The sequence below is a fragment of the Pauljensenia sp. UMB6358 genome (genome assembly GCF_030216865.1).
Taxonomy (GTDB): domain Bacteria; phylum Actinomycetota; class Actinomycetes; order Actinomycetales; family Actinomycetaceae; genus Pauljensenia; species Pauljensenia turicensis_A.
Window position 1 is genome coordinate 155718 of sequence record NZ_JASOMS010000004.1, and the last position, 13943, is coordinate 169660.

General features: G+C 56.5%; 11 protein-coding genes. 2 read left to right on the forward strand and 9 right to left on the reverse strand.

Annotated features, from left to right (window positions below; all coding sequences use genetic code 11):
• Positions 1-42: 42 nt before the first annotated feature.
• The 7 genes from fumC to QP381_RS04550 all read right to left on the reverse strand — a co-directional run bounded on the left by fumC (position 43) and on the right by QP381_RS04550 (position 6084).
• Entirely contained in the window at positions 43-1449 is a 1407-nt protein-coding gene (gene fumC, locus QP381_RS04520) for a class II fumarate hydratase (RefSeq protein WP_285067981.1), read from the reverse strand.
• Between the two features lie 48 nt (positions 1450-1497).
• Entirely contained in the window at positions 1498-2724 is a 1227-nt protein-coding gene (locus tag QP381_RS04525; protein WP_257878506.1) for an MFS transporter, read from the reverse strand.
• A 65-nt stretch (positions 2725-2789) separates the two neighbouring features.
• The gene (locus QP381_RS04530) at positions 2790-3320 is read right to left on the reverse strand and encodes a dihydrofolate reductase (protein ID WP_285067982.1); all 531 of its coding nucleotides are present in this window, start codon (positions 3318-3320) and stop codon (positions 2790-2792) included.
• Complete coding sequence (locus tag QP381_RS04535) at positions 3317-4075, reverse strand: thymidylate synthase (RefSeq protein ID WP_218840569.1); 759 nt, start codon at positions 4073-4075, stop codon at positions 3317-3319. Before QP381_RS04535 ends, QP381_RS04530 begins: the two co-directional genes overlap by 4 nt.
• A 210-nt stretch (positions 4076-4285) precedes the next feature.
• Positions 4286-5035 (reverse strand): VPDSG-CTERM exosortase interaction domain protein, encoded by a 750-nt coding sequence (locus QP381_RS04540; RefSeq protein ID WP_285067983.1) that lies wholly within the window; start codon positions 5033-5035, stop codon positions 4286-4288.
• Position 5036: 1 nt separating this feature from the next.
• Positions 5037-5483, reverse strand: coding sequence for an OsmC family protein (locus QP381_RS04545; protein WP_103632423.1), 447 nt, complete (start codon positions 5481-5483; stop codon positions 5037-5039).
• A 121-nt stretch (positions 5484-5604) separates the two neighbouring features.
• Positions 5605-6084 (reverse strand): DUF2505 domain-containing protein, encoded by a 480-nt coding sequence (locus QP381_RS04550; RefSeq protein ID WP_219585713.1) that lies wholly within the window; start codon positions 6082-6084, stop codon positions 5605-5607.
• Positions 6085-6128: 44 nt separating this feature from the next.
• On the opposite strand from QP381_RS04550, the gene QP381_RS04555 reads away from it, so the two are divergent.
• On the forward strand, positions 6129-7589 hold the full coding sequence (locus QP381_RS04555; RefSeq protein WP_006681816.1) for a sensor histidine kinase: 1461 nt from the start codon (positions 6129-6131) through the stop codon (positions 7587-7589).
• Between the two features lie 93 nt (positions 7590-7682).
• Here QP381_RS04555 and QP381_RS04560 read toward each other — a convergent pair whose 3' ends face one another.
• Both QP381_RS04560 and QP381_RS04565 read right to left on the reverse strand, forming a co-directional pair.
• Complete coding sequence (locus tag QP381_RS04560) at positions 7683-7931, reverse strand: WhiB family transcriptional regulator (RefSeq protein WP_006681815.1); 249 nt, start codon at positions 7929-7931, stop codon at positions 7683-7685.
• A 117-nt stretch (positions 7932-8048) separates the two neighbouring features.
• Positions 8049-11216 carry an FtsK/SpoIIIE domain-containing protein gene (locus QP381_RS04565; RefSeq protein ID WP_285067984.1) on the reverse strand — a complete coding sequence of 1056 codons (3168 nt, stop codon included), beginning with the start codon at positions 11214-11216 and terminating at the stop codon, positions 8049-8051.
• A 139-nt stretch (positions 11217-11355) separates the two neighbouring features.
• Here QP381_RS04565 and QP381_RS04570 point away from each other — a divergent pair, with 139 nt between their 5' ends.
• Positions 11356-13917, forward strand: coding sequence for an NAD-dependent DNA ligase LigA (locus QP381_RS04570; protein WP_103632414.1), 2562 nt, complete (start codon positions 11356-11358; stop codon positions 13915-13917).
• Positions 13918-13943: the final 26 nt, after the last annotated feature.

Genomic DNA, 13943 nt, shown 5'->3' on the forward strand with positions numbered 1-13943 from the left:
TCGACGTCTGGCCGAGCAGGTCAGAGGCCGCCAATGCCAGGCTCACTCGCCGGCAGCGCTCGGGTGCGTCATGTCAACCGGAACAACCCAGGCATCGAACTCAGCGTCGGTGACAAAGCCGAGCTCCAAGGCAGACTCGCGTAGCGACAGGCCCTTGTGGTGAGCATTCTTCGCAATCTTCGACGCCTTGTCGTAGCCGATGTGGCGGTTGAGGGCTGTCACCTGCATGAGGTTGATGTCCAAGTTGTGCTGGATCTTCTCGTAGTTCGGTTCGATGCCGTATGCGCAGTTCGTGTCGAAGGAAACGCACGCATCGCCGAGCAGACGGATGGACTCCAGAACGTTCCATGCCATGACCGGCTTAAAAACGTTCAGCTGGAAGTTGCCTTGAGATCCGGCAAAACCGACGGTTGCGTCATTGCCGAAGACCTGAACGGCGACCATGGTCATGGCCTCGCACTGGGTTGGGTTCACCTTGCCGGGCATGATGGACGAACCGGGCTCGTTCTCGGGAATGATCAGTTCGCCGATGCCGTTACGCGGGCCAGAAGCGTACCAACGGACGTCATTGGCGATCTTCATCAGGGCATCAGCCAGGACGCGCAGGGCACCGGAGACCAGGACCAGTGCGTCGTGTGCGCCAAGGGCTGCGAACAGGTTGTCTGCCTGCTTGAACTCAATGCCGGTTTCCTCGGAAATCTTCGTGGCGCAGAGCTTGCCGAATGCCGGGTGGGCATTCAGGCCGGTGCCAACCGCAGTGCCACCGATGGCGAGCTCGCGTGCACGCGAATCTGCATAGCGGATGCCATCGAGGGCGAAATCAATCTGAGCAACCCAACCGGAAATGACCTGACCAAGGGTGATCGGGGTGGCGTCCTGCAGATGGGTGCGACCGACCATGACGATGTCTGTGAAGTCTTCAGCCTTCTTGGCCAGGGTATCGCGCAGCTGCATGACGCGCGGGTACATGGCCTGCAATTCGCAGACGACTGCGATGTGCATGGCGGTGGGGAAGGTGTCGTTCGAGGACTGACCACGGTTCACGTGGTCATTCGGGTGAACGGGGGTCTTGGTGCCCATCTCGCCACCGGCGAGTTCGATGGCGCGGTTGGAGATGACCTCGTTGGAGTTCATGTTCGACTGCGTACCAGAACCGGTCTGGAAAACAACCAGTGGGAAGTGATCGTCGAGCTTGCCTTCGATGACTTCGTCGCCGGCCTTGGCGATCAGGTCAGCGATCTCCTGGGGGAGTTCGCCGAGCTCAGCATTGGCCAGTGCAGCAGACTTCTTCAGGACACCCAGAGCATGGATCATGGGACGGCCCCACACGAAAGTGTTACGGCCGATGTCGAAGTTGTGCAGGGAACGCTCGGTCTGGGCGCCCCAGTAGCGGTCGGTGGCGACCTCGACGGTGCCCATTGAGTCAGATTCAGTGCGCGTTGTTGTCATGTGGGTTGTTCTCCTTTGAAGAAACGTACCGCTTCAGGTTAGGCGAACCTAATGGGTTTGTGCTACCCGAAGACGCGAGTGGAACCATGCAAAACTGACAGAAAGTGCGACGAGAGCCAGGGCTAGGACGAAAGGAACAATCGGGTGCCATCCGTAGAGTGCAGTTGCACTCACCGGAGCAAAAATCCAGGTGACGGCGCCGGTCGCGTTGATGATGCCAGCAACGCCCCCCTGTTCTTCGTCGCTGACTGCCAGCGAGGCACCCGCGCTAAAGCCTGGGCTTGCCAGACCGCTGGACGCGCCGAGCACGAAGGTGGCGACTGTGATGATCGGTCCGTGGGACGCAAACGTCAGTGTCGCTAGCGCGATAAAGCCCAAGGTCATGCCGGTGCGTAGCAGAATAACCGGCGGAAGAGACAGACGTGGGACGACCAAGAGCTGCATGAGCATCGCGCCGGCAGCATTCGCCAGTAGCATCAATGCCGTCATGGAGACCGCGTGCGCTGGGTCAAGATGCAGGCGATCCTGAACAATGAAGCCCATCGTGATCTGAACGACGCCACTGGCAAAGAAAATACCGAAGATGCCGGTAATCCACGGCAGGATGCGCGAGTCATTCCACTTCACGCGAGGGGGAAGCACCACGGGTTCCGGGGTCTCCTCGTCCGGGTCCTTGGTGGCAGGCGCATCCTTTGGCACTGCAACAAGCGCGATGATCAGCGCGATCGCGATGAACCACGGCGTGGCGTGCACGGGCGCGTAAATCCACCACGTGCCAAGCGCCGACGAAATCAGGGAGCCGATCATGATCGATAGGTTGATTGCTCCAGAGAACGCTGACATACCACGCACACGCGACGCTTCGTCAGGAGTGTTCTCAGCAATGAGAGCTTGTCCGGTCGGCGGAATCGCTGCGACTGCGGAGCCGAAGAAGGGGCCTCGTGCCAGCAGAATGATCGAGGCAGTCAAAACCGTGCCGGCGATACCGGCTGCGCGCAGAGCGACAACGCCGGAGAACAACGTGCCCGCAATGAATGCGAGGAAGAGGGCGGTCAGCAGAACTCGCCTGCGTCCCCACGCGATCGAGCGACGACCCCAGAACTGGCTGAGCATCGCAACCGCAACTGCTGCCAGCGATACCGCGGCGCCGACGATCCATTCCGGAATACTCATCGCCCTCGCCAGAGGCGCGATCGACACGTTGATCATGTTCTGCGCCGTGTACGTAAACAGGGCGATCGCAAGTAGTGCGCGCAGTGTTGGGTGGGCAAGCACCGACGAGGCTCTGGGTTTTTTAGTTGACGAGGCTACCACCACGTTTTCAATCTCTTCTTCTGGTTCTAGCGTCGAACGTAGGTCGTAACCTTCCAGCGGGCGTCGCCAGACTTGTCGTTCCATTCAGAATCGGAGCGCTGAGGGTCAACGGCCCACACGGTCGGGTCAATTGCTGGCGCATGAACCAGCGGAGTATCAGGATTCGAGGCCTCAATATCAAGGTCAAGGTCGGTGACAACCAGTTCATCTACCAGATCCGTCGTCTGGGCATACAGATGTGCTCCACCGGTGATCCAAATGTAGGGAGCCTCGTCTGCTTCAGCCTTGTCCTGCGCGTGCTTTAAGGCAGCCTCGATGGAATACACCAAGTCGATGCCGTCGGCCTCGTACAGGTGTGAACGCGTAATCACAATGTTGGTTCGTCCCGGCAGGGGAGCGCCCAATGCCTCGAAGGAACGACGTCCCATGATGATCGGGCATCCCAACGTGGAAGCCTTGAAATGTGCGAAGTCTGCGGGCACGTGCCACACCATTGACGTTCCAGTTCCAAGAACGCCATTCTTGTCCTGCGCCCAGATCGAAGCAACGGTTGTCACACTGCCACCGGAGCCTTAATCGTCGGATGGTGTTCGTAGCCTTCAACGATCACGTCATCGAAGGTGTAGTCGAACATTGACGGAGCCTTATTCAGCTTCAAAGTCGGGAACTCGTAAGGGGTGCGCGACAGCTGTTCAGTCACCTGTTCCACGTGGTTGGAGTAGATATGACAGTCGCCGCCGGTCCAGATGAATTCGCCCACCTCAAGGCCTGCCTGCTGAGCAAACATGTGAGTGAGAAGCGAATAGGACGCGATATTAAACGGAACACCGAGGAACATGTCGGCGCTGCGCTGGTAGAGCTGCAGGGACAGGCGACCGTCGGCAACGTAGAGCTGGAAGAATGCGTGGCAGGGTTCCAGCGCCATCTTCTCTAGTTCGCCCACGTTCCATGCGGACACGATCATGCGCCTGGAATCGGGGTTTGTCTTCAACGTTTCAAGAACCGAAGAAATCTGATCGATCGTCTGGCCCTGAGCGGTGCCCCATTTGCGCCACTGCACTCCGTAGACCGGGCCGAGATCGCCGTTCTCATCCGCCCATTCGTTCCAAATACGGATGCCGTTTTCCTGAAGCCAGTGCACGTTCGAATCGCCGGAAAGGAACCAGAGAAGCTCGCCGACAACCGACTTCAGATGAACGCGCTTCGTCGTGATCAGCGGGAATCCCCTGGACAGGTCGTAGCGAAGCTGGCCACCAAACAGGGAACGCGTGCCTGTACCGGTGCGATCCCCTTTGAGAGTTCCCTCTTCCATAATCCGCGCAAGCAGATCCTCATACTGACGATCAATAGTCACAGTCAGTTGTCTCCTTAAAGGTCATCACCATATCTTGTTGCTTCCTATTGTCTGTCTTTTAACGTGCAACGGAAAGTGCGCAGGCCAGCTGCTTGTCCTTATTATCGCGTGCGTACTGTCGCACAGGCGACGACGCTATGGGGAGATCAGCCAAAAATGATGGTGAAGTCAGTCGAGGACGCTTGCCTTATCATCCATCGGCAGTGCCAGGTGAGCGAAAGCATCAGACTTTTGTGCATCGCCATTCAATGAAACATCAATAATGCGAGTGTGCGAGAAATCAGCGGGAGGCGTTCCCAGCGCAATCTCCAGCCCCTCGATCGTCTTATTCGCCAATGCTGCGCCGGCCTTCCATCCGACGACCGCGCCGATTCCGAAGGGGACTAAACGTCCGACAGAAGACAGTGCAGCGTGTTTTGCAAGCTTACGCTTCGCCCACTTGACCATCATCTGATTGAACTGGGTCGCTGCCTGAGAACGAATGCCAACAAAGGAAGACGCGAACCACGATGCTGCCTGAATACCGACGGTTGCCGTGATTGCTTCAGCCCCTTCTTGCCCCGTAATTGCAGCCAATACCAGCGCGTTACGCTTCGCGGGATCCTTCACGTCAATCCCGTACAGGTGCGCGACGACCATGCAGTGGTGTGCGGCTTCAGTCAGGAACGTGCCGAATTGCAGACCGGAGGCACCAAGGCTGAGCGCAGTGCCAATTCCGGGCCACGCTGAGAAAGCCCCGGCAGCCCCAGACTCACGTTTCACGCGCGCTTTGAAACGCTGGTTGGCAATCTCAACCAGTTCGCTGGGGGTCGCTCCCGGGTGAGTATCGCGCAGTTTTTGCGCACTACGGGCAGTCGACGCATAGGGCACATCAAGCGCGCGCTGCCACACATCGACTGCCCGGTGACGCACAGACATGTCAGTCCTCTGAAAGGGATTCGTTCGTGAAGGTCTTTTCATAGGTGGCACCCTTGGTCACGGTGTGACCGATGGTGCAGTTACGCTCGATGGCGCCCGATGCGCGACGAATCATCTTCTCGCGCTCTTCCTCATCCACGCTTGAGAGGTCCTGGATCAGTTCCACATCAAAGTGGGTGAAGCGATCTTCGCCTTCGAGGTACTGCGCGGAGACAGCCACGACCTGCTCAAAGTCTTCGCCAAGGCGATCGGTCAGACGCTTGTCGGACGACATTGCGTTACAGCCTGCGACCGCAATTTTCAGAAGTTCACCGGGAGAGAAACGGCCGGGGCCCTCACCAACCAGAACTTGGGCGCCACGAGGATTAGTCGCCGAGTACTGGCGGATGCCTTCACGCTGCAAGTAGAGGGCGGGGGACAAAACAGGGGTCTCTTGTGTTTCACTCATGCCATTATTCTCACCGATTATTCGCATCCGTGCGCGTTGAGAAGGCGATGAAGATATCACGAGAAAAAGTGGAATAAATCCGTTTTCGTCGCGTTTTTACCTTCCCAGTTGACGGGGCAGGTCAGACTTCGCTACTTCCGCGCTGAAGCCAGGCGGAAGCGAGCTTCAGCTCTTCATCGAGAATCTCATCGACGTGCTTCAACACTTCACTTTCAATGCGAGCGCCAAAGAAGGGAATTGCCACTTTCACTTCACCTTCAACCTGGCGAAGCGTTTCGCTCGACCCAGAAAAATGCGAGGTCATAGTGACTGCGACGGGCGCGCCCTCAAATGAGAGCTGCGTCGAGGCAGTGAGCGCGGCCTCGTGAACAAACTCTTCACTCAACGCAAGGCGCAACTCTCCGCGAATCATCTGACGCACTTGAGCTGGCAGAACACCAGGATCAACACTGCCGTGAGCTCGAACGCCCGAGGCGAAGTGTTCAACCTGAAGATCCTGACAAAAATGCGCGAAACGCCCACGGACAAAATCGGGGTCAACGCTCATTGCTTGAAAGTCGGCAAGGGGCACCGGATACGTCAACGACTTTGAAAACTCCATGGGCACTCATCTCTTCACGTTTTCCAACGGCTACTATCAATCCTATGAGAAGCCTGACACAACTGGCAGAGGTAGCCTCGAGCGATGCCCTGACCGAGAAGGACATTGAGTGGCTCCACCTGCTCCTCGCAGACTGGCAAGTCCTTGCAGACTTGAGCGCAGCAGACCTTGTTCTCTGGCTTCCCACCGACGATGAACGTTTCATCGCAGTTGCCCACTCTCGACCGGCAACATCAACAACCGTTCACATCGATGACATCATCGGCCTCCACCTACCCGTAGCGCGCGAAATCGAATTCCGTCGCGCGATCGCAACCGGACAAGTCGTTAAATCCCCGGCTGCACGCTGGGCAGGCACCTACTCGATGATGGAAACCTGCATCCCCGTCCTTCACGATGGGCGCGTCATCGCAGTTGTCACCCGCGAATCCAACCTTTCTTCACCGCGATTCTCCCTAGGCTTTGACTCGTGGGCAGCCCAGGTCTCAGACAACCTCTGCCAGATGATCTCGCGCGGTGAATATCCCTATGACACGACCCCCGCGGTGACTGCTCGTGGCGTCCCGCGTGTCCTCGATGGTGTCATCCTGATCGACCCCGACGGCAAGGTCCTCGAAACAACGCCGAACGCCACCTCGTGTTTGCGACGCCTCGGTATCCGCAACGCAGTGCGAGGCAAGATCCTCGCCCAAGAGATCACCAACGTGATCGCCGACGAATCCATGATCGAAGAATCCATGGCGGTTGTCGTCATGGGACGTGCCTCGTGGCGAACCGAAATCTCAAGCCATGCTTCCACCATTACGATGCGCGCTCTCCCCCTCACGGAAGGCCGTACGCGTCTTGGAGCCGTCATTCTGACGCGCGACATTTCTGAAGTTCGACGTCGTGAACAGGAACTCATGACGAAAGATGCGACGATCCGCGAGATCCACCACCGCGTGAAGAACAATCTGCAGACCGTTTCGGCTCTGCTTCGACTGCAATCGCGTCGCTCGGAACGCCAAGATGTCAAGGATGCGCTCGCGGAGGCAGAACGTCGAGTTCAGGCAATCGCAACGGTCCACGCGGCCCTATCTCAGAACGTCGATGAAACTGTTGACTTTGACGAGGTCGCGCGCTCGGTTCTGCGTCTTGCGGGTGCGGTCGCTGTTACTGATCGAAGCGTGGAAGTTATTACCGACGGTTCCTTCGGGGTTATTGCCGCTGATCAAGCTCAAGCTCTAGCAACTGTTTTGAACGAACTGGTCACAAACTCTGTTGAACACGGTCTGGCAGAACGTGATGGAACGATTGTCGTGTCCGTTCAACGCGAGGGTGAAACGATGACGGTCAAGGTCGCTGATGACGGCGTCGGTTTTGAACCGGGAACCCCGATGAGTGGTCTGGGAACTCAAATTGTCAAGCAGATGGTGCGTGGTGACCTGAATGGTTCGATTGACTGGTCGTTGCGCCCCGAAGGTGGAACGGTTGTCACCTTGAAGATTCACTTGGATGAGGTCTGATTCCGAACGGATGTGTGCCTAGTAGGTAAGGGGCGTTAAAAGCGTGTGGGGGTCGGCTCTCAAGAGCGACCCCCACACGCTGAACGTTTAAAATCAGGATGCGCGTCGTGCACGTGCTGCACGACGCTTGAGCGAACGACGTTCCTCTTCGCTCAAGCCACCCCACACACCAGAATCCTGGTTGTTTTCGATTGCCCACTGCAGACAGGTCGCTTCGACTGAGCAGCTGTGGCACACGGCTTTGGCTTCCGCGGCCTGAGCAATTGCCGGACCTGTATTTCCGATCGGGAAAAACAGTTCGGGGTCAACACTCAAGCAGGCAGCCTTACTCCGCCAGTCCATTTCACAGCTCCTTGGATTCGTTCACGCATTTTCGACTGCGCACATTGGCGCGCCGAATTCCATTGATAAGTGTCGGTGAATAAATGTGCGGGGGCAAGAGGGGCAGGGCACAACCCATCAAAATTTGGTGTGCAAGTTGTCACGTCGGTGCCCAGAGCAACTCAATGCAACTCGATCGAAGTGTCCAGCGACACGAATAATGCCTGTGTTTTCCTTCCACCGTCGGGCTAAAAGTGAGGTTTGGAGCCGATTTGTCGAGTGTTTGAAAGATCGTATGAAATCTGGTGGCGGATCAATGATGAGAAGGTTCGTTTGCTCTTGGATAGCCAGGCGAGGCCATTGAGTGGGAGTCAGAGTCTCAATGTGTGGATTGTTAATGCCGAGTGAAGTGAGGTTGTGTCTCAAAATTGTCTGAATTACCTGCGACTCGTTATGCATAATTATCCAATCCGAAAGCCTCTTGTCCTGTTCAGGCTGGGTGTGCGCAGTGAATAGGTGTGTGTAGACGTAGACGTCGAAGTCCTCCCACCCGGGGCCAATCAATAGCTGAGCACTATCTGGGTGGGTGAAACCTCCGTAGCAATCTTTGGTCGGTGCAACAAGCGATGCCTCCGCTCCCCGGTTTTTCTTCGCGAGGTCTGTTGAAGGAAAAAGAGCCAGGGTTCGCTGATGATCCGCTTCAACCCACCACTGGCCAGGTTCGCACGGCTCCTCGGTCGCGGACGAGGCGCGATAGTGAGGTTCGGACGTATCGGGTCGTTCAATGAGGAGCGAAGCCAGTGAACGATCGAAGCGAGTAAGAGGGTGAGTATCGAGGCTTCCCATGATGAAGACAACGCCACGTTGGGTACATTCTTCGATTCCGTTCGTCCAGATCTCTTCGGCAACAACAAGTCCGTAGATTCGTTCAAGTTCGTGGCGAGAGGCCGCGATGTCAGTGATTGCAATGATTCGAGGAGTATGGTGTTTCGCTTGCTCGAACAGGGTGGCAATATCTTGACCTTCCCGGATCGTTAGTCCACGGGTAGTGGGCGAGGGGGGTGCCTGAGCATCAATCAGGTCGATCTCCCACGATGAGTGGGTTGAAATCCGAGTTGCTATCTGGCGAACAAGTGAGCCAGTTTCGGTTGTGTGATGTGCTGGGGCACGGACGATGATGTTCCCGCTTTTCCATCTCACGGGTGTATGTGCTCCAGAATCGACACCATCGCCCAGCCCAAGCGGTATTCCTGCAACGTGTGGAGCTTCTTTCGAAAGGAGGTCGAGTTCTTCCCAAGTGATGGACGGAGGAAGGAATGGAGCCCACGCCAATGGTTCCCACTGTTCGTTCTGAGTCGTCGTGCGCGGTATTGATGTGTCGCAACTCTTCGGCGCACAGTGTGGATCTGCGCGTTGCACAGCGGTCGTGCTGTTGGGGCTCCATGCGGATTGAAAAAGCCCGCGATCAGCCCATATTGCTCTTCCGGGAATTCGTTCGAGGTGAGAGGCTCTCGCATCGCCAATCACGTCGATTGAATCTGAATCCGACAGGCAACGAAGTGCAATGCGGATATCGATGTTTGCTCGCATGGCAGAGCTGACGGCTCCGCCGGGACGTTGTGTAGCGATAATCAAATGCACGCCCAATGAACGTCCTTGGGCTGTAAGTCGGTTGATGATGTCGCTTCCATCTTTGTGTGCGTCGACGAGGACTCTGAATTCGTCGATGACGATGATAATTCTGGGCGGTGGACAGGTGGCGGTACCGTCACGATGAGCGCGGGCCCAGGTTGCGTAGTCGGGGAAACCAAGGTGCGAGAACTCTTGTTCGCGTCGCAGAAGTAGCGATGTTAATCCTCTGAGAGCCCTTCGCGTCTGGGCGGGATCGAGGTCAGTGAACACTCGGTCTACGTGTGGAGCCGACTCGAAGCGGTGAAAGGTTGCTCCTCCCTTGTAATCAATCAAGATCATGCGTATTTCTGCTGGCGTGTATGTGCTGATTAAGGCTTGAATCCAGGTGATGAGGGCTTCTGACTTCCCCGATCCCGTTGTGCCTGCCAGCAACGCGTGCGGTCCATCATTGACGAGGTCAATGGTGAGGGTGCCGGCATCATTGACTCCGATGGGGATGCTTAAATGTGTTCCATCGTGGCTGGAATTGCCGGTGGTGTGTGCAAGCAATGAACACAAATCGACGCTGGTGGGCAAGGATGAGCCGGTGGATACGGGTTCAAACTGCTCCCACCAGCGTGGAGCACATGATATTCGTTTTTCAACGTTGAGGGTGCACCAGGGCGGAACATCTTCTAATCCCATGCCAATGGCAACGTGCCAAGGATTGTCATCGCGTTCCCGATCGCTCAGAGAGGCGGGTGCAGTATCCAAGGAGGTCATGCAGTGGGGACACTGGTGGCCACGCATGATGTGGATTGTTGGTCCGCCGTTGCCAAACGCGTATTCCTCTGAGGAGTCTGTGATGACGTATCCGCCACGAGATACTGCGATGATGTTGCCAGCAATCCACGATGCGGTGGCGCGTGCGTCGTCTCCGATACACGCGATTGCACAGGGAGAATCGAGCTGGAGCGTGAGTCGACGGAGGGAGCCGGGGAAAGAAACGCGCACTCTTTGATTGATTGGAGATGTATCTTGAGGTGTCCTGTTCGTTCTGCGTTGCCAGCGATCAGGATGCGAGCGTTGCCTAGCGGTGTGTCCGCCACGTGCAGATTGTCCTTGCGCTTGAAGAAAAGCCAGCATGATGGCAAGCCCAGCTGGGTCGAGTCGAACGCGCTGTTTCTTTCGTCGCAGACGAATTCCCAGCATCACCAGGACGAGTCCGACGGCCAAAGCTCCTAGTCCGTATGTAACGTAACGGAAAGATCCCAGCCGGACGCCTAAGAATAGTGCCATTGTGATGAAGGGGAAGAAAGCAAGGAAAGCGCGCATGGACACTTTTCGGCTTTCCTGCCATGTGTATTTTCGAGGCCTGCCACGCAGGACGAATGTATCGCGTCCTAAATGCAGGACCATCCGTTGCCGGAACTTTCGAGGCTTCCCTTGTACCCGACGACGCAGTAGTCCCAAGGTCAATAGGGTTCCATTTGTTGAGCCCGTATCGTAAAGGCGAAACCCTTTCTTTGCCCGAATGATGTTCGCGTGATCGCGCGATATCTGCTGGTCGACGATGAAATGATCGCGGCCTCGTCCCACGGAAGACGGAAGAGGGAAAACGAGACCAGCGTCCACTCCGCGCACACAGGCTAAATGCATGGGAGATGCCATGGCTTGTAGCGCGATGTCACTCATCATTCCTCCTTCAGTGTCAGTGTGGCGAGGGAAGAAGCAGGGAAACAAACGCAAAAGAGACGAATTGTGGATAACTTGAAAAGTATCCACAGGCATGCCTGCAAAGACATTCCTCCATGGCTAATGGAACAATGAATCCATGAGTGAAACAGAGTCTCTAAAGAAACGTCACGACGGCCTTGTCCGGGTCATCCAACGGGCGAATGCCGCCTACTACGACTCTGACTCACCCGAAATGTCAGATGCTGACTACGACATTATTTTCCGCGAGCTCGAGGAACTCGAACGCGACCACCCCGAACTTGTCACCCCGGATTCTCCCGCCGCGAGTGTTGGCGGCACCGCCGACCAGACAACAACCACGATCCGTCACCTGGCTCAGATGACGTCCATTAACGACGTCTTTTCTTTCGAAGAACTCGGCGAATGGGAAGCTCGGATGCGGGCAGATTCTGGGCTCGATGAAGTTCAGATGACAACCGAGGTCAAGATTGACGGTCTTGCCATCAACCTGACATACGTAGACGGCAAACTCGTCAGCGCGGCCACCAGGGGCGACGGGTTCGTCGGTGAAGACGTGCGCTCAAACGCTGACAAGATCGCGACTATTCCGCAGTCAATGCAGGGGAAAAATATTCCGCACCGCATTGAAATCCGCGGAGAGGTCTACATCCCGATCGCTGATTTTGAAAAACTGAATGCTGATATCGAAGCCGAAAATGCCTGGCGTATCGCCGAGAACGGTCGCCGTGAAGTCGCCAACGCAACCCTGGATGCGGATAACGCGCAGATCGCCCGAAAGAACAGAGAGATTCGCGCGCAGAACAAGGATGCCCTTGGCGGGTTTCAGACTCCGCTACTTGAAAAGAAGAAGCGTCAGCGTCCCTTGCCGATGCTTTCCACGTTCGTGAATCCGCGTAACGCGGCGGCTGGCACCCTTCGTTTGAAAGAAACATCCGCCGACGAGGTCACACAGGGCCCCGACTACGAGATTCAGCTACGCGCACGCGCGTTGCAAGACCAACGTGTTTCATCGTTGTCCATGCTTGCGCACGGTATCGGATTCGTTGAAGAGGGGGATAGTTTCTCGGCGCCTACCACTCAGTGGGAACGATACCTTCAGCTCAAAGAATGGGGTTTCACGGTTCCAGATCAGACGCGTCTGCTGACGGGGCTCGATCAGATTGTTGCCCGTATCGGCGAGTTAGGGAAGCAACGCTCTCAGATGGACTACGGCATCGACGGTGTCGTCATGAAAGTGAACGATGTTGCCCTTCAAGAAAGCATGGGGTTCACGTCGCGCGCACCCAGGTGGGCGGTCGCGTACAAGTTCCCGCCCGAAGAGGTCCACACTAGGCTCCTCGATATCCGTGTCCAGGTTGGGCGCACCGGCAGGGTGACTCCGTTTGGCGTCATGGAAACAGTACTGGTTGACGGTTCCAATGTTTCGCGAGCAACGCTCCACAACGCCGAGGAAGTTCAACGTAAGGGCGTTCTGATCGGCGATATCGTTGTCCTGCGTAAAGCGGGGGATATCATTCCGGAAATCTTAGGCCCGGTGTTGGCTGCGCGAACAGGGGAAGAACGCGCTTTCGTCATGCCGACCGCGTGCCCTTCGTGCGGTAGCCCGCTTTTAGCTGAGAAGGACGGGGATGTGGACCTTCGATGTCTGAATAAGGCACACTGTCCTGCTCAGCTGACCGAACGAGTTGCCCACTTGGGTGCTCGTTCCGCGTTGGATATTGAAGGTTTGGGTGGGGAAGTTGCGATGGCTCTGACCCAACCTGAAAACCTCAGAGAAGATGTTGCTTCCGCACTTGTAGCGGGCCACGATGTGTTCTTAGAAGATGGAACGCGACTGCGTCTTGATAATGCTGACGATCTTTCTCCGGCGGATCAACTGGCCAGCGCGGAAGCTCTTCTGCCAGCCCCGCAGACTCCGGTGCTCCACGGCGAAGCGCAAATCTTTGACCTCAAGGCCGAAGACCTTCGTGACGTGTTCGTATGGAGGGCTGTTAAAGACGATGACTCCGATGTGTCACACTACAAGCAGGTTCGCTTCTTCTGGACAAAAGCATTCATTGCCAAAAAGGACAAGGACGGGGACACAACGTATGTACCTCGTGAAACGGAAGCCTCGAAGGGAACTCTTGCCCTTCTTGACGAGCTAGAAAAAGCAAAGTCCGCTCCGCTGATGCGAGTTCTTGTTGCCCTGTCGATTCGCCACGTCGGTCCGACGGCTGCCCGTGCAATTGCAGATCATTTCGGTTCGATGGATGCCGTTCGCAACGCCTCACTTGATGAACTATCAGGAATCGAGGGCGTCGGACCGGTCATCGGCGGGGCCCTGATTGATTGGTTTAGTGTCGATTGGCATCAGGAACTCGTTGAGCAATGGAGTCACGCTGGTGTGAAGATGGCTGATCAGCCACCGCAGCAGGTGTCGCAGGTTCTTGCCGGGCTCACGATTGTTGTCTCGGGAACGATGCCCGGTTATGACCGTGAAGGCGCGAAGGAGGCAATCGTGGCGCGCGGTGGTAAGGCAGCCGGTTCTGTTTCGAAGAAGACATCGTTGGTCGTCGCAGGTCCGGGCGCAGGGTCAAAGGCTACAAAGGCCGAGGCTCTGGGGGTGCCCGTGATCGATGAGACACGCTTTAATGACCTGCTGAACGGTGGGCTTGAAGCCTTGAATCTCGGATGAAAACGTGTCTGAGCGTTGCCGGCCGG